Annotated in this window: 24 protein-coding genes and 1 pseudogene; 15 read left to right on the plus strand and 10 right to left on the minus strand. The window is 59.4% G+C overall.

The genetic code is table 11. The features are described from left to right. The first annotated feature begins 34 nt into the window (after window positions 1-34). Entirely contained in the window at window positions 35-685 is a 651-nt protein-coding gene (locus AC1RGE_RS03515) for a DUF2239 family protein (RefSeq protein ID WP_373940193.1), read from the plus strand. 87 nt (window positions 686-772) lie between these two features. Then, window positions 773-1393: a LysE family translocator gene (locus tag AC1RGE_RS03520; protein ID WP_011060979.1), complete on the plus strand. Its 621-nt coding sequence runs from the start codon at window positions 773-775 to the stop codon at window positions 1391-1393. 45 nt (window positions 1394-1438) lie between these two features. On the opposite strand, the gene AC1RGE_RS03525 is transcribed toward AC1RGE_RS03520, so the two are convergent. After that, the gene (locus AC1RGE_RS03525) at window positions 1439-2026 is read right to left on the minus strand and encodes an AidA/PixA family protein (RefSeq protein ID WP_065363866.1); all 588 of its coding nucleotides are present in this window, start codon (window positions 2024-2026) and stop codon (window positions 1439-1441) included. A 458-nt stretch (window positions 2027-2484) separates the two neighbouring features. On the opposite strand from AC1RGE_RS03525, the gene AC1RGE_RS03530 reads away from it, so the two are divergent. Continuing rightward, on the plus strand, window positions 2485-3672 hold the full coding sequence (locus tag AC1RGE_RS03530; protein ID WP_492583349.1) for a PrpF domain-containing protein: 1188 nt from the start codon (window positions 2485-2487) through the stop codon (window positions 3670-3672). 187 nt (window positions 3673-3859) lie between these two features. Here the strand turns inward: AC1RGE_RS03530 and AC1RGE_RS03535 are convergent, their stop codons facing one another. Together AC1RGE_RS03535 and AC1RGE_RS03540 are read right to left on the minus strand one after the other, a co-directional pair. Beyond that, window positions 3860-4306 carry a WapI family immunity protein gene (locus AC1RGE_RS03535; protein WP_492583351.1) on the minus strand — a complete coding sequence of 149 codons (447 nt, stop codon included), beginning with the start codon at window positions 4304-4306 and terminating at the stop codon, window positions 3860-3862. A gap of 1 nt (window position 4307) precedes the next feature. Then, window positions 4308-4649, minus strand: coding sequence for a low molecular weight protein tyrosine phosphatase family protein (locus AC1RGE_RS03540; RefSeq protein WP_492583353.1), 342 nt, complete (start codon window positions 4647-4649; stop codon window positions 4308-4310). 189 nt (window positions 4650-4838) lie between these two features. Here AC1RGE_RS03540 and AC1RGE_RS03545 point away from each other — a divergent pair, with 189 nt between their 5' ends. The 3 genes from AC1RGE_RS03545 to katG all read left to right on the plus strand — a co-directional run bounded on the left by AC1RGE_RS03545 (window position 4839) and on the right by katG (window position 8522). Then, window positions 4839-5396, plus strand: coding sequence for a helix-turn-helix domain-containing protein (locus AC1RGE_RS03545; RefSeq protein WP_492583355.1), 558 nt, complete (start codon window positions 4839-4841; stop codon window positions 5394-5396). A gap of 118 nt (window positions 5397-5514) precedes the next feature. Continuing rightward, window positions 5515-6087, plus strand: coding sequence for an HD domain-containing protein (locus AC1RGE_RS03550; protein WP_492583357.1), 573 nt, complete (start codon window positions 5515-5517; stop codon window positions 6085-6087). A 254-nt stretch (window positions 6088-6341) separates the two neighbouring features. Continuing rightward, complete coding sequence (gene katG, locus AC1RGE_RS03555; RefSeq protein WP_492583359.1) at window positions 6342-8522, plus strand: catalase/peroxidase HPI; 2181 nt, start codon at window positions 6342-6344, stop codon at window positions 8520-8522. A 62-nt stretch (window positions 8523-8584) separates the two neighbouring features. On the opposite strand, the gene AC1RGE_RS03560 is transcribed toward katG, so the two are convergent. From AC1RGE_RS03560 to AC1RGE_RS03570, 3 genes are all read right to left on the minus strand, one after another. Further along, window positions 8585-9238 carry a hypothetical protein gene (locus AC1RGE_RS03560; RefSeq protein ID WP_492583361.1) on the minus strand — a complete coding sequence of 218 codons (654 nt, stop codon included), beginning with the start codon at window positions 9236-9238 and terminating at the stop codon, window positions 8585-8587. Beyond that, window positions 9231-9851 carry a hypothetical protein gene (locus AC1RGE_RS03565; RefSeq protein WP_492583363.1) on the minus strand — a complete coding sequence of 207 codons (621 nt, stop codon included), beginning with the start codon at window positions 9849-9851 and terminating at the stop codon, window positions 9231-9233. The genes AC1RGE_RS03560 and AC1RGE_RS03565 overlap by 8 nt, the downstream gene beginning before the upstream one ends. Window positions 9852-9915: 64 nt before the next feature. Beyond that, window positions 9916-10344 carry a hypothetical protein gene (locus AC1RGE_RS03570; protein WP_492583365.1) on the minus strand — a complete coding sequence of 143 codons (429 nt, stop codon included), beginning with the start codon at window positions 10342-10344 and terminating at the stop codon, window positions 9916-9918. A 178-nt stretch (window positions 10345-10522) separates the two neighbouring features. Between AC1RGE_RS03570 and AC1RGE_RS03575 the strand changes: the two genes are divergently transcribed. Both AC1RGE_RS03575 and AC1RGE_RS03580 read left to right on the plus strand, forming a co-directional pair. Then, window positions 10523-11467 (plus strand): helix-turn-helix transcriptional regulator, encoded by a 945-nt coding sequence (locus tag AC1RGE_RS03575; RefSeq protein ID WP_492583367.1) that lies wholly within the window; start codon window positions 10523-10525, stop codon window positions 11465-11467. Then, the gene (locus AC1RGE_RS03580; protein WP_492583369.1) at window positions 11439-11876 is read left to right on the plus strand and encodes a hypothetical protein; all 438 of its coding nucleotides are present in this window, start codon (window positions 11439-11441) and stop codon (window positions 11874-11876) included. The genes AC1RGE_RS03575 and AC1RGE_RS03580 overlap by 29 nt, the downstream gene beginning before the upstream one ends. 132 nt (window positions 11877-12008) lie before the next feature. Here AC1RGE_RS03580 and AC1RGE_RS03585 read toward each other — a convergent pair whose 3' ends face one another. Further along, window positions 12009-12437, minus strand: coding sequence for a hypothetical protein (locus AC1RGE_RS03585; protein ID WP_011060992.1), 429 nt, complete (start codon window positions 12435-12437; stop codon window positions 12009-12011). 234 nt (window positions 12438-12671) lie between these two features. Between AC1RGE_RS03585 and AC1RGE_RS03590 the strand changes: the two genes are divergently transcribed. From AC1RGE_RS03590 to AC1RGE_RS03600, 3 genes are all read left to right on the plus strand, one after another. Next, window positions 12672-13586, plus strand: coding sequence for an SGNH/GDSL hydrolase family protein (locus AC1RGE_RS03590; RefSeq protein ID WP_401262636.1), 915 nt, complete (start codon window positions 12672-12674; stop codon window positions 13584-13586). Window positions 13587-13906: 320 nt separating this feature from the next. Further along, window positions 13907-14170, plus strand: coding sequence for a hypothetical protein (locus AC1RGE_RS03595; RefSeq protein ID WP_123473268.1), 264 nt, complete (start codon window positions 13907-13909; stop codon window positions 14168-14170). 2 nt (window positions 14171-14172) lie between these two features. Beyond that, entirely contained in the window at window positions 14173-14361 is a 189-nt protein-coding gene (locus AC1RGE_RS03600; RefSeq protein ID WP_253278692.1) for a DUF6360 family protein, read from the plus strand. A gap of 43 nt (window positions 14362-14404) precedes the next feature. Here AC1RGE_RS03600 and AC1RGE_RS03605 read toward each other — a convergent pair whose 3' ends face one another. Then, window positions 14405-15073, minus strand: a complete 669-nt coding sequence (locus tag AC1RGE_RS03605; RefSeq protein ID WP_492583371.1) for a phytanoyl-CoA dioxygenase family protein — start codon at window positions 15071-15073, stop codon at window positions 14405-14407. A gap of 430 nt (window positions 15074-15503) precedes the next feature. Between AC1RGE_RS03605 and AC1RGE_RS03610 the strand changes: the two genes are divergently transcribed. Next, window positions 15504-15785 carry a DUF3077 domain-containing protein gene (locus AC1RGE_RS03610; protein ID WP_492583373.1) on the plus strand — a complete coding sequence of 94 codons (282 nt, stop codon included), beginning with the start codon at window positions 15504-15506 and terminating at the stop codon, window positions 15783-15785. 163 nt (window positions 15786-15948) lie between these two features. Here the strand turns inward: AC1RGE_RS03610 and AC1RGE_RS03615 are convergent. Both AC1RGE_RS03615 and AC1RGE_RS03620 read right to left on the minus strand, forming a co-directional pair. Continuing rightward, a pseudogene (locus AC1RGE_RS03615) lies at window positions 15949-16191 on the minus strand (transposase); the annotation flags it as partial. 489 nt (window positions 16192-16680) lie between these two features. Next, the gene (locus AC1RGE_RS03620; protein ID WP_443693517.1) at window positions 16681-16851 is read right to left on the minus strand and encodes a hypothetical protein; all 171 of its coding nucleotides are present in this window, start codon (window positions 16849-16851) and stop codon (window positions 16681-16683) included. A 272-nt stretch (window positions 16852-17123) separates the two neighbouring features. Here AC1RGE_RS03620 and AC1RGE_RS03625 point away from each other — a divergent pair, with 272 nt between their 5' ends. The 3 genes from AC1RGE_RS03625 to AC1RGE_RS03635 are packed head-to-tail and all read left to right on the plus strand — an operon-like array spanning window position 17124 to window position 20870. After that, a complete protein-coding gene (locus tag AC1RGE_RS03625; RefSeq protein ID WP_492583375.1) occupies window positions 17124-18356 on the plus strand; it encodes an ABC-three component system protein in 1233 nt (410 codons plus the stop codon). Continuing rightward, window positions 18349-18861: an ABC-three component system middle component 4 gene (locus tag AC1RGE_RS03630; protein WP_492583377.1), complete on the plus strand. Its 513-nt coding sequence runs from the start codon at window positions 18349-18351 to the stop codon at window positions 18859-18861. The genes AC1RGE_RS03625 and AC1RGE_RS03630 overlap by 8 nt, the downstream gene beginning before the upstream one ends. Further along, entirely contained in the window at window positions 18858-20870 is a 2013-nt protein-coding gene (locus AC1RGE_RS03635; protein ID WP_492583379.1) for a hypothetical protein, read from the plus strand. The genes AC1RGE_RS03630 and AC1RGE_RS03635 overlap by 4 nt, the downstream gene beginning before the upstream one ends. The last annotated feature ends 49 nt before the right edge of the window (window positions 20871-20919 follow it).

Raw genomic sequence — 20919 nt, forward strand, 5'->3', positions numbered from 1 at the left:
GTATTATTGATTGTCTTATTAATACCCGGGTAATATGCAGCCTCGTTTCCTTGAGGCCATAACCATGTCCGACTCACTTACCCAACCCGTCACTGCGTTTCAGGCCCAGCAGGTGCTGGCGGCCGGCCCGTTGCTGGAGGTCGCGCTGGCGGTCAAGCGTGCCAGCGAAGAGGCGGCGCCGCAGCCGTTGCTGGTGTTCGACGATGCCAGCGGCCGGGTCATCGACCTCGACCTGCGGGGCTCCCCGGACGAAGTGCGCCAGCGCCTGGCCGCCACGCCGGCGCCGGGCAACGGGCGCTATCGCCCGCGCCAGCCTGCTGCTGCGCCGGTCGAGGGCGAAGAGGCTGCGCCCCGGGGGCGGGGGCGACCCAAGCTGGGGGTCATCGCTCGGGAAGTGACCCTGTTGCCGCGCCAGTGGGACTGGCTGGCCGAGCAGCCCGGTGGCGCCTCGGCGGTGCTGCGCCGGCTGGTGGACGAAGCCCGGCGCCATGGCGCCGAACCGCAGCGCCAGCGGGCCGCGCAAGAGGCGGCCTACCAGTTCATGCTGGCCATGGGCGGCGATCTTCCCGGTTATGAAGAAGCCACCCGGGCGCTGTTCGCCGCGGACCTGGCGCGCCTGCAACAGTGCATCGAGGACTGGCCGCAGGACATCCGTGCCTATGCCTTGCGCCTGGCCGGGGCGTAATCGCCGGGGCTGGCTTGTGTCCCGGGGCCCAGGCGTTTTATGTTCCTTGCCGGTCAACAACGACGCCTTGCCGATTCTGGAGTGCCTATGAACCTCGCCACCCTGGCGCTATTTCTCCCGGCCTGTTTCGCCCTGAACATGGCCCCCGGGCCGAACAACCTGCTGTCGGTGCGCAATGCCAGCACCTACGGTTTTCGCACCTCGTGCCTGGCGGGCATCGGCCGCCTGGCGGCGTTCGCCCTGATGATCGCCCTGGCCGCCGCCGGCCTGGCGGTGGTGCTGCAAGCCTCGGAGCTGTTGTTCTACGGGATCAAGATTCTCGGCGCGGGCTACCTGCTGTACCTGGCCTATCAGCTGTGGACCGCGGACCCCCAGGTGCAGAGTGCGGAGCGCAGCCGGGTGTCCGGGCTGCTGGCCCTCAGCCGGCAGGAATTTCTGGTGGCCATCGGCAATCCCAAGGCGATCCTGATCTTCACCGCGTTTCTGCCGCAGTTCGTCGAGCCCGGGGCGCCGGTGGGTTCGCAGTTCCTGGTGCTGGGGCTGTTGTTCCTGCTGCTGGAGTGGATCGCCATCAGCGCCTATGCGCTGATGGGCCTGCACATGCGCCGCTGGTTCAGCGAGCCTGCGGGCAAGCGCCTGTTCAATCGCTGCTGCGCGGCGTTGCTGTCGGCGGCGGCCTCGGTGCTGTTGCTGGCCCGGCGCGCCTGAAGCCTGGAGCAAGCCTCTCCCCGCAACGGGGAGAGGCCATGGCCATCAGTGGATGGAGAAGTACGGGTCCCAGGAGCAGTAGGCGATCACCTTGTTGTTGCTGTCCAGGATCATGAAGGCCCAGGTGTAGGTAATGCGCGAGCCGACCCGGGTGGCGTTGGCCTGCCAGTAGTAGTTCTGCACACTTTGCGCGATGGGCTGCCCGGCCGGGTTATCCTTGTCGATGATGGGCAGCGGCGTGCTGTCCAGGACGACTGGGGTGACGTCGGTCAGATAGGGCGGATTGCCGGCACTCGGTACCGGGTTGGTCTGGGTGTACTGGTACAGCAGCACCGCGTTGTACATGCCCTTGGACAGGCTGGTGGCGCGCCAGCGGACAATGTCCCCCTGACGCAGGTTGACCGCCAGTTCGGAGCCGCCATCCGGCCCGTCGGTGTTGTCGCGGCGGGCCACCATGTAGACCACCTGGTCGGACAGGCGCTGGCCGTTGCTGTAGTAGTTGTAGAGCTGGGTGGGGGTGGCGCTGTGCTGGCTCAAGGTCAGCGTGTTGCCGCCGTCGAAGGTCTTGCCGTTGCTTTCCAGAATGGTGTCCACGTCAATGGTGACAAGGATATCCACGATGTTTTCGTTCATGTCCGGCTCCCTGTTGTCGCGCTATGGGCCTGGTGATCCAGGCCCGGGTGTCATCGGCTGTGCAGCGTGCGGCCACCGAGCATCCGGGCGCGGCGCAACAGCTGTTGGGCACCGGGCGAAATGCACTTCCATGAGGTCGCCAGTGGAATCTAGAAGCTCAAGACTGTTAGTCAAATGGGCCGGTCAAAAAAGCGCCGCGAGGGCGTCCTGGCCGCTTCGGGCTACAAGCCTGTAGCACCCGTGCCAAGGCCCAGGTCTGATCGGCCCATAGCGCCGCCTGGGCGACATGGCTCAGGCCCAGGTCGTGATCGGCCCCGGGCACGATGCGCAATCGGGCGACCCCGGATCGCCAAGCGGCAAGCCCCGGGATCGGCCGCGACGGTTTATCATGCTGCGCTGCCGCCCGTTGCCCGCGCGACAAGGGGCTGCTCCATTCGCCCACCCTGGAGGCGCCTGCCATGCCCGATCTGCCCAAGCCTGCTGCCATCCCTGAATTCCCCGTGTGCCACGCCCGTGGCGGCACCTCCACCGGGCTGATCCTGGCCCGCGAAGCCTTGCCCCGGGACGAAGCCCTGGTGGAAGAGTTGCTGCGCCACCTGATGGGCGTGCCGCTGCATGGCGAGTGGCCGGGCAACAGCCAGATCACCGGCCTGGGGCGCGGCGGGCCCACCAGCAACAAGGTGTTCATCGTCGAGCGCCGCCCCGGCGAGACGCGCATGGTCAGCACCCTGGCGCAACTGGCGGCGGCCAAGAGCGCCATCGACTGGAGCGTCAACTGCGGCAACATGTCCGCGGCCCTGCCGTTGTACGCCCTGCAGCGCGGCTGGCTGGAGCCCGGGGAGGGCGGTGGGCAGATCGAGATCTACAACAGCAACACCCAGACCACGATGTATGCGCGCTTAGGCTTCGCCAATGGCCGGCTGCTGAGCGACACGCGGATTCCCGGGGTCAACGGGGTGTTTCCCGGGGTCGACCTGTTTCTCGACAAGCCGGTGGGGGCCAAGACCGGCGCGCTGTTCCCCACCGGCAAACGGGTGGACCTGCTGGACGGCATCGCCGCCACCTGCATCGACGTGGCGGTGCCCATGGTCATCCTGCGCGCGGCGGACCTGGGCAAGACCGGCGAGGAAACCCCGGCCCAGCTGGACGCCGACCCGCAATTCAAGGCGCGCCTGCTGGAACTGATGGTGCTGGGCGGGTTGCGCATGGGCTTGCGCAAGCGCGACGGCAGCCTGATGAGCGCCGACGAGCTGCGGCGCAGCGAAACCATCCCGAAGATCTGCATCGTCAGCCCGGCGCGGGAGGGTGGGGATATTGCCACCCGCTACTTCACCCCGCAGAACGCCCACCCGTCCCTGGCAGTGTCCGGTGGTTGCTGCCTGGCGGCGGCCTGCCTGGCCCAGGGCACCGTGGCCCATGCCTTGTTGGCGCGGGCGCCGGTGCTAGGCGAGGAGCCGGGCGAATACCCCCTGGCGATTGAAAACCCCGCCGGGGTGCTGGAGACCCTGATCAATGCCCGGCTGGCCGGTGGAGAGCTGCTGATCGACGGCGCCGCCTACCGGCGCAGCGCGCAGATCCTGTTGCAGGGCAGCACACCGCTGTACAACGCCTCCCCAGCGTTGATCGCCGCCCTCGGCTCCGTCTAACCACCACCACCACCACCGAGGCTCCTTCGCGGCCACACAGAGTCCAACCCTGCGCGTGCCCCGCTTCTTGTAGCCGCTGCCGAAGGCTGCGCACGAGCCGCAGGCTCGCTGGCGATCCCCCTGGCGCCGAGGCCCCTTCGGTGCCTATCGCAGCCTGCGGCAGCGGCTACAGACGGGCGGCTGTGGTTCAGCGCTGGGGGAAATCCCGGCGCAGGGCATCCACCCCTGCCAGCAGCCGAGGCACGGAATTGCAGGCCAGGGGCAGCGTCACTTGGCAGCCGTCCAGCCGTTGCTCCGGGTTCAGCCAGGGCGGTGCGGCTTCAAGGCAAAAGTGGATCTGGATCTGCGGCTCGGGGCCGCCCAGGTAGTGAAACGCCAGGCAGGGCTCGGTGAACCAGCAGGGCCGGGGAGGGCCTTCGGGCTGATCCAGGGCCTGTAGCCACTGGGCCAATTGATCGAGCTCATGAGTCCTCAGGCAGGCATCCTTGAAACGCCAGTCGCCCTGGGGATGCTCGATGCGGCCCTGCACCATCAGCCAGTTGGCGTTCAGGTGATCGTGGCTGCCAGGGAACTGGTAGCCAAGGATGTCCAGCTCCACCCGCAGCTCAGGTGGGGCCCTGAATATCAGGGGCATATCAGCGAGCCTCGCCGCCATCGGGAAGAAACTGCGGCACCTTCTGCTGCAGCAACTGGATCAGCTCCGGGTCCATGAACTCGTAATCATCGGGAATGTTCAGGCACACAATCTGCTGGTTATTCAACTGCGCCTTGAAGCGCTTGCGCAGTTTTTCCCGGTGCCGGGTTTCCATCACCACAATCAGCCCGGCCCATTGCACCAGCTCCGGACCCAGGGGCACTTCGGCATCGTGGTTGAGGCCCGCCGAAGCGGTCTCGATCCCCGGCCAGTCGGCAAACACCTGCTCGGCGGTGGGGCTGCGCAGCTTGTTCTGGCTGCAGACAAACAGGACATTGAGCATTGGGCCGAACTCCTTGGCACAGACGCCCGGCCCTTGGAGGGCGGGGCAAAGGTGCTGATTTTTCGGGGCTTTTACTGCACTGTCCAGCAACTTGTGGCGGGCCGGACCAATTGCATTGGTCGGTGCAAGTTGCCCGCCAAGCGCCGAGGCTGCGAAACTGCCGGCCCCTTTACTCGCATCGCCCAGGCCATGTCCGTAGCTCTGTTCACCTCACCCCATCTGGGCCTGGCCCTCAGGCGCTGGCGCTTGTTGCACCGGGTCAAGCAACAGCACGCCGCCGAGTTGTTCGGTGTGGCGCAGTCGAGCATTTCCCGTTGGGAAAACGGCCAGCAGGCCATGGAACCGGCAGAGCGCGTGCGCTTGGAGCAACTGCTGGCGGCCAACCTCAGCGCCGCCGCCGATCAGGCCCTGGCGCGGCTGGTGAACGACAGCCCGCGCGCCGTGCACCTGGTGTGCGACCTGACCCACCGCCTGCTGGCCTGTTCCGCCACCCGTGCCGGGCAGTTCGGCGTGCCCTTGAGCGAGCTGCTGGGGCACTCCCTGTGGGGCTTCTGCACCGAGGAAATCGTGCGCAAGGAAGCCGCCCTGGATGACCTGGGCTGGCGCGAAGTACTGGCGCCGCCGTCCCTGGAATTCTTCAGCGGCCACAACGATTCGGCCATCGTGCCCATCGCCCCCAGCCAGTGCCGCTGGACCCGCCTCAACCTCTCTGACGGCAACGCCGTGCGGCTGGTGGAAACCCTCTGAAATGGGGCCCCGGATATTTTATCCGTGGCCCCGGCAGCACCCCTTGGCTAGTCTGGTTAGCCATCGCTCGCCGCCTTTCAGTGCCGGCTGTGTTTTGCCCACCCGCGCAGGTCTTTCCATGAACAGTGAACTTCTCAGTGGCCGCCTCGACTTTCTCCGTGAAGCGGAAAAACTCAAGGACGTGCTGCGCAGCGCCCACACCTCCAGCGGCCGCCAGGAAAGCACCGCCGAGCACAGCTGGCGCCTATGCCTGATGGCGCTGCTGTTCGAAGACCAACTGGGGGACCTGGACCTGCTGCGGGTGCTGAAACTGTGCATCGTCCACGACCTGGGGGAGGCCATTCACGGCGACATCCCGGCGGTGGCCCAGGCTGCCCACCCGGACAAGAGCCAGCAGGAGCGCGACGACCTGCAATTCCTTGCTCGGTCCCTGGACGCCCCGGCCCGCCAGCGCCTGCTGGACCTGTGGGATGAATACGAAGGCGCCGCCAGCGCAGAGGCGCAGACGGTCAAGGCCCTGGACAAGCTGGAAACCCTGCTGCAACACACCCAGGGCCAGAACCCGGCGGACTTCGACTACCGCTTCAACCTCGGCTACGGCCGCCGCTACACCGATGCCAGCCCGTTGTTCCAGGCCCTGCGCCAGCAGATCGACATCGACACCCAGCGTCGCCTGGACGCCCAGGGCTAAGCAGCGGTTCAGGATGTGCGGTGTTTGCCTTATGCGGCGTTGAACAAGCCAGAGCATCGCTCGCCAGCGGATGAACAGGCTCCAGGGGGCAGGGCGCCCGCTGCGAGCCTGGCACCTGTCATGGTTTTTTTCTGCCAGGGTCATCAAGCGAAGCTATTTTTACCTTCGCTTGTCCTTCACTACGCTTTTCAAACGCCCATCCCTCCTAGGGCCCCAGTCGAGCGGCCGGGCAGGGATGATCGAAGGAGTGATCCATGTCTGATGAATCCAAGTGCCCGTTCAAACACACCGCCGGCGAAGGCACCAGCAACCGTGACTGGTGGCCCGGCCAACTGAACCTGAAGATCCTCCACCAACACTCGCCCCTGTCCGACCCCATGGCCGAGGGCTTCGACTACGCCGCCGAATTCAAGACCCTGGATCTGGCCGCGGTGAAGCGCGATCTGCAGGCCTTGATGACCGACTCCCAACCCTGGTGGCCGGCGGATTTCGGCCACTACGGCCCGCTGTTCATCCGCATGGCCTGGCACAGTGCCGGCACCTACCGCATCGCCGATGGCCGGGGTGGTGCCGGGGGCGGCCAGCAGCGCTTCGCCCCACTCAACAGCTGGCCGGACAACGTCAGCCTGGACAAGGCGCGGCGGCTGATCTGGCCGATCAAGCAGAAGTACGGGCGCAAGATCTCCTGGGCCGACCTGATCATCCTCACCGGCAACGTCGCCCTGGAATCCATGGGCTTCAAGACCTTCGGCTTTGCCGGTGGCCGCCAGGACGTCTGGGAGCCGGAAGACAACGTCTACTGGGGCAGCGAAACCACCTGGCTCGACGACCAGCGCTACAGTGGCGACCGCGAGCTGGAGAACCCCCTGGGGGCGGTGCAGATGGGCCTGATCTACGTCAACCCGGAAGGCCCCAACGGCAACCCCGACCCGCTGGCGGCGGCCCGGGACATCCGCGAAACCTTCGCCCGCATGGCCATGAACGATGAAGAAACCGTGGCCCTGATCGCCGGCGGCCACACCTTCGGCAAGACCCACGGCGCCGGCCCTGCGAGCCACGTCGGCCCGGAACCGGAAGCCGCCGGCCTGGAAGAGCAGGGCCTGGGCTGGAAAAGCAGCTTCGGCACAGGCGTCGGTGGCGACGCCATCACCAGCGGCCTGGAAGTGATCTGGACCACCACCCCGACCCGCTGGAGCAATGACTTCTTCGACCATCTGTTCGGCTACGAATGGGAACTGACCACCAGCCCCGCCGGCGCCCACCAGTGGCGGCCCAAAGCCGGCGCCGGGGCCGACAGCGTGCCCGACCCCCACGACCCGAACAAACGCCGCACGCCGTCGATGCTCACCACCGACCTGTCGCTGCGCTTCGACCCGGCCTACGAGGCGATTTCCCGGCGCTTCCATGAGCACCCCGAGCAACTGGCCGAAGCCTTCTCCCGGGCCTGGTTCAAACTCACCCACCGCGACATGGGCCCGCGCGCCCGTTACCTGGGCCCGGAAGTGCCGGCCGAGGAACTGATCTGGCAGGACCCGATTCCCGCGGTGAACCACCCGCTGATCGACGCCCAGGACATCCAGCAGCTCAAGGGCCAGATCCTCAATTCCGGCCTGTCCGTGGCGCAACTGGTGTCCACCGCCTGGGCCTCGGCCTCGACCTTCCGCGGCTCGGACAAGCGCGGCGGCGCCAACGGCGCACGGATTCGCCTGGCCCCGCAGAAGGATTGGGAGGTCAACCAACCGCAGCAACTGGCCCAGGTGCTGCGTGCCCTGGAAGGGGTACAGAGCGCCTTCAACAGCTCGCAGACGGGTGGCAAGCGCGTGTCCCTGGCCGACCTGATCGTCCTCGGGGGTTGCGCGGCGGTCGAGCTGGCGGCGAAAAATGCCGGCTACGGCATCAGCGTGCCCTTCGCCCCGGGGCGCATGGATGCCAGCCAGGAACAGACTGACATCGAATCCTTCGCCGTGCTGGATCCGGTGGCAGACGGCTTCCGTAACTACCTCAAGCCGGTTTCCGGCGTCAGCGCCGAAGCCCTGCTGGTGGACAGAGCGCAACTGCTGACCCTGACCGCCCCGCAACTGACCGTGCTGCTGGGCGGCCTGCGGGTGCTGGGGGCCAACGTCGGGCAATCGCCCCACGGTGTATTCACCTCGCGCCCGGGCACCTTGAGCAACGACTTCTTCGTCAACCTGCTGGACATGGGCACCCAATGGAAACCCCAGTCCGAGGCCCGCGACCTGTACGAAGGCAGCGACCGCGCCACGGGGCAATACAAATGGAGCGGTACTCGGGTCGACCTGCTGCTGGGTTCAAACTCGCAACTGCGGGCCCTGGCCGAGGTGTATGCGGCGGCGGATGCGGGTGAGCAGTTCGTGAAGGACTTTGTCGCGGCCTGGGATAAGGTGATGAACCTGGACCGGTTCGATCTGCGCTAAAAGGGGGGGCAAACCGGGTAATACGACAACGCCTCCCTAGGGAGGCGTTTTTACTGGCCCGGCTACTGCGTTGCCCCCACCCGTTGCACCTCCGGGAACAGTTGGCCCAGGGTGCTGCGGGCCTGGGCCGCATTCAGGTAGGCGTAGAGCAGGTCGGTCAGGGCTTGGAAATCCAGGCGCTGGCCATCGAGCATCGGGTTGAACAGCCACAACCGCACGCGCATGCCCGCGGCCACTGGCCAGGCATGGGGCGCGGCCAGGGACTTGAAGCAGGCTGGCGCCAGGGCCGGCGCACGGCTACCGGCGATCACCGAGAACACCAGCCTCAGGCTCAGGTAGCGCTGCTCCAGTTCGAAACCATCGAAGCACACCCAGGGAGTGGGGGCGGGCGCATTGGCGAACTGCAGGGTGTCGGGGGTCAGCGCCAGCACCTGCTGGCCATGCCGCCGGCGCAGGGCTTCGGCCGCCGCCAGGCCCACAAGCCCGGCGCCCAGCATCAGCGCCCCGGGCAGCCAAAACCACAGCTGGGCAGAGCGCAACTGCCAGGCCGAAGGCAGGCTGGCCAGCCAGCCGCCCAACAGCACCAGCAGCAGCGAGAGCAGGGCCAGCATGACCGCTTGCCCAAGGGAGCGCTCACGAATCTCGCAGCGGCGCCGGGGGCCGTCGGCATCGTCCTGCAGTTGCAGCAACAAGGCTTCTTTTTCGGCGTTATCCACGGCCTTGCAACTCATCCAGCTGTTGCTGTGCATTGGCCGCCTGGCAGTAGGCGTCCAACAGCGCGGCGATGTCATCGATGGCCAGTTTGCGCCCCCCGCTCATCAACCCGGCGGAATGGATGCGAATGTGAGGTTCGGGGCTCTTGAGCGCCATGGCCTGGTTGCCGAACAACTGGCGCACGGGCCTGTGGGTCGGCAGCGGGCTGCCCGGGCGCAGGGTCAGCTGCTGCAGGGTCAGCAGCCCCTCATCCTTGACATGGACATCCACCACGTCCGTCAGGTTGACCGGTGCGCTCAGGGAATCCACGAACAGCTGGCGCCGGGTCAACCGCATGAAGGCATGCTGGCCGGCGTGGCGATGCTGCCAGGTCACCAGGGCGAACAACGCGGACAGAAACAGCCCGCAGAGCAACATGCCGGTCTTGCCCTGCTGGATACCCCAGGCCAGCATGCCCAGCGAAATCAGCGTGAACAGCGGGCCCAGCAATTGATGGCGGCGCGTGTTGGTGAATTCGCTCTGCTCGGGCACACGCTGGATCACCTGTTGGAGCTGGGCGATCACCTGTTCGCGCTGAGCGTCGCGGGATGCATCGGGTTGCAGCGATGAAGTCATAAACAAGTCCTTGATTCACAGAAAACAAAGCGGCCGAGCGCCTGGGTGCCGGCGCTCCCAGGGCTTACCGGGCCTTGAGATAGTCGGTAAGGAACGCCTGGGCATCGCCCTGGCTCGACAGGTTCTCGTCATAGCGCACCCGCACCGGCGCGGCTTCACCCGGCAGGTACAGCTCGCCCCAACCCTCCTGGAGCACCAGCACCACGAATTTCTGCCCGTCGACGGTCGTGGCGTAGCGGGTATCCTTTGCGGTCTTTTCCACGGCCATTTTCTGGATGCGCAGGTTCCAGTCGTGATCCACGTCCTCCACCTGCACCAGGGCCTGATGCTCACTGCGCTCACCGATGCGCAAGGTCCAGACCTTCACCCCCTGCTGGCCGACATAGGCCGCCAGCTTATCCGCCACCGGGGGCCGTTCATCGGCTTGGGCCAGGCCGGTTACCAAGGCCAGCGCCATGGCCCACACGGCCGCCCATCTGCAATAAAGCTGCATTGTTCACACTCCTGACATCTGAAAAAGCCGTTCATTGAAGTCGGCACCTGCTGCCCTGCCAAGCGCTTTGGCCGTCATTCACAAGAAAAATTCCGACGCTCACAACCACCGCTGCGCAAAGTGTGAGTGAGTTACCATTGGCCGCCGTAGCAACCACCCCCATGGACCTGCTTTGCCGATGGAATGCTGGAACCCCTACCTCGATACACAATTCTGCTTCGACCGGCCGGTTGGCCTGGCCCGCGCCGGGGTGTTCGACCCCAGTGCCCGGCGGGTGATGGGCAGCGCCGTCGGCCACTACCGCGCCCGCACCGTGCGCCCGCACTTGCAGTACTTCGACTGCAACCTGCAATTCCCCGATCCGCTGCGCATCCACAAGGTATTGCCCGACAGCCTGTGCATCGTCCAGGTGCTGGCCGGGCAATGGCAGCACCGGATCGACGGCCAGCTCCACCACTACACCCCCGGCGCGCCCCAGGCCCTGGGCCTGAGCGAAACCATGGATGCGCTGGACCAGATGCCCGCCGGCAGCCACGCGCGCATGGCCGGCCTGCGTATCGCCGGTAGCTATCTGCGGGAACTGGCCGAGGAAGACCCGACGCTGCAGCCCTTGCTCGGCCTGCTGGACGACGGCATCCGCTTTCGCCAGTTTCAACGCTGCCGGGCGCTGGGCAGCTTGCTGGAGCGGCTCTACCAAGCGCCGTACCAGGGCGCCCTGCAACGCCTGCACCAGGAAAGCCTGAGCCTGGCGGTGCTGGTGGAACTGGCGGTGCACCTCCAGGGCCAGCGCCCTGCGGCGCCCACGGTGCGGGGGCAACTGGACCTGGCCCACGAAGCCCGTCGCCAGCTCGACGCCCACCTGCTGGACCCGCCCGGCAGCCAGGCGTTGGCCCAGCAACTGGGGGTAGGGGAGACCACCCTGCGCCGCGCCTTTGCCCAGGTATTCGGCCAGTCGATGCTGCAGTATGTGCGGCGCCAACGCATGGAGCTGGCACGCACCCTGTTGCGCCAGCGCAAATGGCACGTGGCGCAGATCGCCTACCGCCTGGGCTACGCCAACCCGGCCAATTTCAACCACGCCTACAAGGCCCACTTTGGCCATCCGCCCGGCGCGGAAGGCTAGCGCAGGCGCACCCCAGCCCCTTACGCCTTACTCGATCGTCAGCGACACCTACATCGAGCAGGTCATGCAAGAGGGTGGCAAGGTGCTGGCCTACAGACCCGCGGCGCGACAGGTGGATGGTTACGGACAGCCCATCACCCCGGCGCGGCGAATCGAAGTGGTTGAAAATCCAGGGCAGGACAGCGACGAAAACGGCCTGGCCAAGATCGCCGGAATACCCGCCTGGATTCAGGGTCAAGAGACACGCCCAGGCTTGAACTATGTGCTGCAGATCAACAACTCCCGGCTGAACAGGGCAGCTCCAAGGCACAAGGGCATTTTGGTCGGTGGAGCCTGCTACCTGCTATTGAAGCAAGGCATTGATGACGAAGACCTGATGGCCGGGGCCCTGATCATCCAGAGTTCATAAGAAAGGGGCCGGGCCCTCAGCGTCATGAACCTGGACCGGTTTGATCTGCGTCGAGAGGGATGTGCACGGGGAAAAACGACAACGCCTCCCTAGGGAGGCGTTGTTGCAGAGCGGTCGCGGCCGCCCGACGCTCTACTTGGCCTTGAGGTACTCATTGAGAAACGCCTGGGCATCGCCATAGCTGGACAGGTTGCTGTCATAACCCACCTTCAGCGGCTTGGCCTCACCCGGCAGATGCAACTCGCCATAGCCTTCCTGAAGCAGCAGCACCACGAACTTCTGCCCGTCCACCTGAGTGAAGTAACGGGTGTCGCGATCGGTTTGCTCCACGTTCATTTTCTGAATGCGCATGTTCCAGTCATGGTCGGCGTCTTCCACCTGCACCAGCGCCTGATTGGCGCTGCGCTCACCGATACGCAAGGTCCAGACCTTCACCCCATGCGGCCCGGTGTAGGCCAGGATCTTGTCTGCCACCTGTGGCCGTTCCTCGGCCTGGGCCAGCCCGGTTCCCAGTACCCACGCCATGACCCACGCGGCCGCCCAACGGTAATAAAGCTGCATCCTTCTAGCTCCTGAACATGAAAAGGGGCGGTTATTGAAGCCGACCCGTGCGGCGCTGCCAAGCACCCAAGGCAACAGGCGGGATAAAAAAACCGGCGCACACGCTGGACTCACCCGCCACCGACCTGTCGCGAACAGCACACTCTTTGCGCCCTCGGCTAAATACAGGTCGCAAGCGTGGCGAGGCAAAACGTCGCCACCGGTAGTCTAAGAGCACCACCCGGGAGACTTTCAATGATTCGACGCGCGTGCTTGGCCGCTCTATTGACCATGACTGCCGCAACCGCCTTTGGCGGCCCTGGCTACGATCATCTCTATGCGTTCGGTGACAGCTACTCTGACAATGGCGCGGGTGAAACCTTCACCCGAACCATGGCCGCGCAGAAGGTCAAAGATGCACAGGAGCTGCCCGGTTCGTTGTATTGGCAGGGACGCTGGAGCAATGGTCCCACCGCGGTCGAGCACTTGGCGCAGGCCTTGAAAATTCCCTTGACCGACTACGCCATTGGCGGTGCCAAAAGCGGCAACGGCAACTACTACGCCTGGATGCAGCCCTCTCGCGACACCGGGGTTTTCGGGCAAATCGCCGATCACCTGAAAGCGGCTAAAACACACAAGGCGGATCCGGATGCGCTGTATTTCATTTTCATCTCAGCCAACGACTTTTTTGAATGGGCCGACTTCGCGCACCCAGAAACGATCGACGTGCTTGGCCAGAACAGCGTGGCGAACATACAGAAGAGCACCGAGACGCTGATCGCCGCAGGGGCGAAGCACCTGATGGTGGTGGGGACCACGGATTTGAGCCATGTGCCGGCTGTGGTGCAGGGCAATCAAGTCAAGAACGCAACGCAATACCAGCAGATACTCGAACAAAAACTGCCCGCCGTGCTGACAACACTGGCTAACGCCCATCACGTGAGCATTGGCTACTTTGACCACCTGGCCTTCAGCAACACGCTTCGCGCGGCACCCGAGGTGGCGGGCCTGAAGGATCTGGATACCCCGTGCCAAGCCACCTACCCGGACGTCAAACCCGTGTGTGCGGATCCGGATAGCCATTACTACTGGGATGAATGGCACCCGACCCGCAAAGTCCACAACCTGGCCGCCGAGGCGATGCTTGAAACGCTGAAAGCGAGCCGTTGAGGTTCTCTATCCGCCCATAGCCGTTCAGCACTGCCCGGCTATGAGCGCCAAGCATTGTCATGGTCATTGCTCGGACATCCTTGCCCTTGTCGTTGAGAACAGCATGCTGTGTTCACGGGACGCTTAGCGACATGTGACCTTGTGGGCACCCTGGGGGGAGACGCCGGCAACGAGTTCTCCAGTGGTATGGCGGACATGGGCTTGGCTCCATTCTTGAGGTCGTTGTTTGGGCTTAAACCCGATAAAGTGACCCGCCTCAAAGCGCCTAACGCACAAGCCGCGCCCCGATTCAAAGGCTGCATTTTCAGGATGAATACCCCATGAGCCAACTCACCGCACTGATCGCCCAAGCCCAAGCCGGGCTGTCGGTCCAGCAAAACATTCCCCAGGAACGCTGGGAGGCCATCGCCACCCAGTGCGGCGCCGAGGAAATCGCCGAGATCAAAACCCGCATCGCCTCACTCAAGGCCGCCCGCGAAGCGGTGGAAGACTGGGACGGCGACACCCGCGATGACCTGTATTTCGCCATCGCCAACTTCACCCGCCTGCTGGAACTGGCCAGCGCCCACGCACAAGGTGAATGAGCATGCCGATTGACCGCACAACGGATTATTTCGAGAGCAGCGACGGCGACGTGCGCCTATGGATAGAGCAGGGCAGTGCCATTCATCTCAAGGCCATCAGCCCGCACAACGACCCGGTGGAACTGACGGCAGAACAGGCCCTGGAACTGGCCCAGGCACTGCAACGCCTGGCCAGCCGCCTGGCCGACTGAATGAGCGCCACGCTGCTGACGCACCCCTGGCGCCCGAGCCCACTCAGACAAAATCCGCCGGTTCGAAGCGCTCGCGGGTGTCCATGCGGATAGCACGCAGGCCCAGCGTCTGCAGATGGGACTCATACAGCCCCAGGGCGCAATAGCTGACCAGCAAGCTGCGACGGCGCGCACCACTGGGGTTCAGACTGGCCCCATGCACCAGATCAGCATCGAACAGCAGCACGTCCCCCGCATCACCCGCCAGCTGCACCACCCGGGATTCATCACTGAAATCGAAGGGCGCCAACCGCTCCCCGGGGCGATGACTGCCGGGCACGATGCGCGTCGCGCCATTGGCCGGCCCATAGTCATCGAGATAGACCAGCGCCGTGACCCGGTCACCGAGGCGCTGCTCCGACAGATCCCGGTGCAACACCTGATGACCGCCCCCCGCCAACGGCTCGCGGCCCTCCACCTGAGCCAGAAAAAAGCCTTCCCCGATCAACTCCCCGGCCACCGCCAACAGCGCCGGCAAGCGACACACCGCCTGCACCCGTGCATCCAGATCCACCAGCGCATGACGCCAATCCGCCCCCCGAGGCACCGGCCATTGCTCAGGCCCAATCACCCCCGCCTCGAACGTGGCCCGCAGCTCATCCAGCCAGCCGGCGGGCAGCGCCTGACGCAGCAACTGGTAACCGTTTTGATGGAGTTGTTCGCGGTCGATCATGAGGGGGCAGATGTCCTTATCCGGGGTAGGGGAGAGCATAACGGCTCGCTAATCCGAGCGACATAACCGGCTACGGTTTAGCGGTTGCCGGACTGTGAGCAGACCGCCTAGTCTGCTGCGGTCGCTGCAAAATCAGCGACCGGGCCTGAGAACCCGGTAAGATGCAGGCGCACAAGCGCCCGCCTATGAATGCAGGCGCATTTTTGTGCCCGTCTGTTCGTGTTATGGCGGCTGTGCGTGGGAGACCTTCGGGTCTGCCGGGTTCCTGTATCTCCGGTTTCTCAGCCCGCGCACAGCTGCCACCCACTCGCCTGAGAACGAAGGTGGCAGCTCTCATTACCGATATGGGAGTTTCAATCATGTACGCCCGTAATCTGTGTGGATCTTCCCTTCGTAATACCCGTCTCCTGGCTGTTGTAGGAGGTGTCCGATGAGCAGTTCAGCCTCAGTCAAGACACTGGGTTTCGTCACCTTTGGCAGTTGTGCCGATCCTGAACTAACACTGTTTCGCGTGAACGCTGATGTGCCTTTGGAGCAGGCGTTGGAGCACGCCTCTACTTTGTTGTACTACGCTAAAAAACTTGCGCTGGATGCTGCTATGGAGGAGCAGGGCGAGCGCTATGCTTGGGCTTCACACTTTTTGGCAGAGATGGGCAAGGCGGTGATTGATGATGTGTGTTTTGGGTTGGGGGAAAGAGGGGAGGGGCTTTGAGTTAGGGCAACACCGCACGAGGTAGATTAAAACGCCGCTTATTGTCGGTTGATAAGCGGCATCTTTATGTCTCGAGGGGGCTGCTTTTGCCAAAAGCGGACGCTTGGAGTGGAGAAGAAATCCGTCCCCTTTTCGTCTCAATGCACCAAACACAAAGTAGAGTTCGACCAGCAGTTGAGGGCAACGTGCCGTCGTCTCTCCAATCACGAAAGCGTTGATACACAGTCGACCATGGGCCGAAGCGCTCCGGCAAATCGCGCCGGTCAGCACCTGAGCATAAGATCCAGAAGATGCCATTGAGCATCAGTCGGTCATCACTGCGAGGTCGCCCCATTTTCTGCTCGGGGGAAACCAAATCGGCGATCAGATCCCAAGCTGCATCTGGGAGTTCGTAGCGCTTTGCCATGCGGGCCTAGCCTATCATGGCGCCGATTTTAACCGTTTGGACTTTTCGTACAGAACCTAAAACGAGTGGATATCTAGTCCAGGATAAACTTTCACCGGGAAGCCGTATTACACAACGTCACCTTCACAAAAAATGTGTTTACCAAACTTGAAAAACGTCGAGTCATAGTTATTGGACGCTTGAACGAAGGGAGTCCCTAGCCGTTCACCCTGGAACACATCGAGGTGCTTCGCCGCTTGATCGATAAGCACACCAAAGTCGTCAGTAACGCGATCCGGGCCAATCTGGAGCGCCGGAGCATTGAATGATGCGAGGTGGGTCAGATTTGAAATTAAAGAATTCGCCCCAGCCATAGCCAGGGACGCAGCGTAAGACCGGACGAAAATACTGGCGAAGCTCCAGCCCTCGTGTCGCCACAAGCGGATTAACGCAGCTGAATGAGCCTCTAAAGGGCAGAATCTGCGTCAATTCCGCAATACTATCGTGCCATTACGTGAAGTTTCGGTAATATTCAGTGAACTCAGGACTACCGAAGATCAGAAAATGGATTTCATCCTCTCCGTCGACCAGATGCGGGGCACGCTGACCTGGATCATGCCAGCTACACTGTTCATCAATTTGCTCAAAACGCTTCCAGCCAAAGGCGACATTGGCGAACACCTCCCGGATCGATTCGCCGACTGGAGGTCCCAACAGCAGACGTCACTCGCCCTACACAATGTCGCGACACGCGAAACCCCTCGAATGCCACCACGTTTTTCTTGCACTCAGCCATCACGGTGCCGGAAACGAAAGCCCCAGATCGGGGCATTTTCGGTAGCTAAAAGCAGAAGTAGCGAACGCACAAGCCATATAAGCGTGAGCCTAGGCCGAGATTCTCAAAAGGCTGAGGGATCTACAAGTTATAAACAACTCATAATCCAGGCAAAATCATGATTGAATTTATCTCTCAGAACAACAAAAAAAACTTGATTTTATTTGTACATGGCTTTTGTGGTGGAGAGGCAACTTGGCGAAATGGAACTGCAAAATCTTTTCCAGAGCTACTTCTCGACGACCCTGAAATTTCCAGTAATTACGACGTCGCCTATTTTTCATATTTTACGAAACTGCTAAATCTTTTTGCAAAAGCAGGAAAAGTATCAACTCTCCTTAAGAGGGTCTTCTCCACCTCTCACGGAAAACTAGCAAAAAACATAAGCATTGAAGAAATCGGAAATTTACTTAGAACCGAGATACGCTTTCGTCTTCAATCTTACGAAAATCTAATAATCGTCGCGCACAGCATGGGTGGGCTAGTGACGAAAAGCGCAATAACCAATGACATTCACGAGAAGACCCCTTCAAAAATCAAACTCTTTATCTCCTTAGCTGTGCCTCACCATGGTGCAGAAGCAGCTACATACGGCAGTCTAATCAGCGAAAACCTCCAAATTGAAGGGCTAGCACCTCTCAACGACTTCATACATAAAATTAGTGATGAATGGCTGAAAACAAGCATCAGGCCTACCACTAAATATTTTTATGGCACTTACGACACAATCGTAAAGAAAACGAGTGCCGCCCCATCCGATAAAGAAAAATCAGACATTATTCCTGTTAGCGAAGACCACACAAGCATTACGAAACCTGAGGGTCCGAATAGCACAATCTACATTGCAGTTCGCCAAACAATATTGGACTTTGAAAAATGTGATCCCGGTATGTCCAATCTAGAGTTCCAAGAGCTTTTAGATGACACCAACTTTGATGACGAGCTGTTTGTACTAAAACTTATTAGCGCAGACATTCATAAAACGTCTATAAGAGAAGCTAAGGAAGTATTTCTCAATGCCGAGTATATAAGAAAAATATTCAACAGCCCGTCCGACCAGAAGCGACTTGCTGATCTGTACAAAAAAATTCGAAAAATATACCAAACCAGCTACTCAAAATACGTCCATGACGGCATTCCTAATTCAGGGTTGTTATTAACAGATGTCCATGAGACGATTCTAAAGGAAGACAAAACTTTTTTAGACACATTTATTCCATTTATCAACGCCATCCATAAACAAGGGATGCTTCACCAGCTTTCTAATTCAGAGGATGAGGAAATTTGGTGGACTAAAGATATCCCGGCGTCCTCCTTGAAAAAACTTCTCAAGGAGGCAGAGGATGACTAGCCTACCCTACATACAGCCTGAGAGAGAACTTTATTACAATCTCGGAGTGCTATTGTTAGTACTAGGTACTTTAGCTGAAACCAAAAAGCGCAAAAAGATACTGAGTATTGATAAAATTCAATCATTTTACTTCCTGACTACCCGTCCATCGCTGCTCAATAGAGTTCTCCTTCTAGCTAACAAACCTCAAATCAATATTGGTGAAAGTGATTACTATACAGTCGGAACCCTATCACCAAATATTGAAGAGCTTTACGATAGAAGCCGCTTGTTAACGATGCTAAAAATCCTTGCCTCTAAAAAGTTTTTATCTGTCGAGTACTCGAACAGCGAAGGTTTTTTATTTGGTTTAACAGAGGTCGGAAAATCCAAGTCTCAAGAATTAAATGAAGGGTACTTCCAGAAAATTTCTTATTTCATTGAGTTACTATCAGAACTTCGATCACAAACCCCTTCAAAACTCAACGGATATATAAACTCAGCTTTAAGGCAGGAGGTACGGTGAACACATCTCAAGGTCTTCTTTTGAAGAATTTAGTTCTTCACGGACATAGAAAAGATTATCGAGTTCCTTTCTATCCAGGTATCAATATAATTTATGGTGATGCTGATACTGGAAAGTCAAGTATCCTGCGCCTTGTTTATTATTTGCTCGGGGGCAAAGAGGTTAAGCTAGATAAAGAAATAACATCCTCCGTCAAATATGCGACTCTTGAAATACATATTAATGGCCATCCCTATTGCATAAGTCGAGATATATTTAACGCATCAAAAGACGTAGATGTATACTTTTGCGATCTATCCAAGATATCAGAGTCATTCCCGGAGAAATATAAATCTAGCGTCAGCAAAGGTGATGACCAGAACAAAAGTCTCTCTGATTTTTTGTTAGAGGTTTTAGAGTTCCCCTCTGTCCGACTGAAGCAAGCCCCAACAAAAGACTCATCTGAAACAGCTAGATTAAGTTTCCTTGATCTTTTTAAGTTCATGTGTCTTGATCAAGATGATGTCGGCAGCGCTAATATGCTAGATATAGGAAACTACGTCCTCGAAACGAAAAATAGAGAGGTTTTAAAGTATATATTCAATGTCCTAGACTCTAGTATTTCCGAGCTTGAGGTGGAAATTTCAAAAAAAACGCACGACAAAACACAGCTGATCACTCAATACACAGCAATAACGTCGTTTTTGAACCAAACAGAATTCAAAGATACCGAGTCGCTAGATGAGGAAATCAACAATATAGATTTGATCAAAATAGAGCTAAAAAAGCAGGTTTTGGATTTAAACAAGAGAATGACAAGCGACAACGCGCTCTACGAGGGCCTTAAGGACGCGCTAAACACGATTATCCTTAAAGTCGAGCAACAAGAAGATACAAAAAATTCCACATTACGAAATATAGAACGATTCACTCGACTACTCAACGAGTATCAAAATGATATCGAACGAATAAAGGCTGGCTTGTCCGCTAAAGAAATCATTGGCAAGGAGGTGCAAGACCAAACAAACTGCCCAATTTGCGAAAGCAGTATTGAAATCCAAAATCTGTCTGAGAAATTTGACATACCCAGCGACACCCGTCTAAAAAGCGAGCTCACATCGATCACACGGAGAACCAAGGACCTTAAGCAATTAATCTCCGAAAACAGGACTGATCTAGAGACGGCTATCAACCTACTTTCAGCCCTATATTTAGAAAAAAACAAAGCTCGGGAAATGATAGATGATGAGCTTAAAAGCTCCATATCACCTTATCTGGCAGAGCGAGACGCAATTATCTCTGAAGTAGCTCAGCTTGATGAGCGTAGAGGGAAAGCAGTTCATTCTCTGCGAGTTCGGAATACTCAGACAGGGATTGCCGATCAAATAGGTCGCCTAGCAGGAAACATAGAAAATCTAAAAATCAAACTAGATGAGCTGAAAAAAAACTCGCCATCTATCGATGACGTAATCAAAGACTTAGGCATCGATCTCAATAACTTTATAAAAGACGTTAAGATCAAAAACCACTACGGTGTGGGAATAGACAATAAAACCTTTTTTCCGGTGGTTAGAGACACAGAGTATCGAAAAATTAACTCTGGTGGTCTTCGTACGATTGTGTCCATAGGGTATCTGACGTCAATTCTGTCTCAAAAACTACGGAAGGATACCAATCTTCCGGGGCTGCTTATGATTGACACCGTGGGAAAATTCTTGGGTAAGACTCCCGAAAATTTGGAGTCGAACCAACTCACTACGCTCAACGACGCAGACGGCGTAGCAGATCCGGAGAAATACAAGAACCTTTTCGAAGCACTAATTAAAACGGCAGAAAAATTTGATGAGAACAATAAGCTCTGTCAAATTATTTTGGTGGATAACGATATCCCGCAGAACGTTGCTTTCGAGATACAAGGATTGGAAATAGCACACTACAGGTCAAATGGAGTAAATGGGCTACCGACCGGTCTCATTGATGACTGGGACTCAGTTGACACAAAAAATCGCTCACAGATACAACCAGAATAAGTTGGCTTTTCTTACGACTACACATACACCATATATCTAAGTGGATACG

Source organism: Pseudomonas sp. GW823-FHT02C05, from assembly GCF_058797595.1.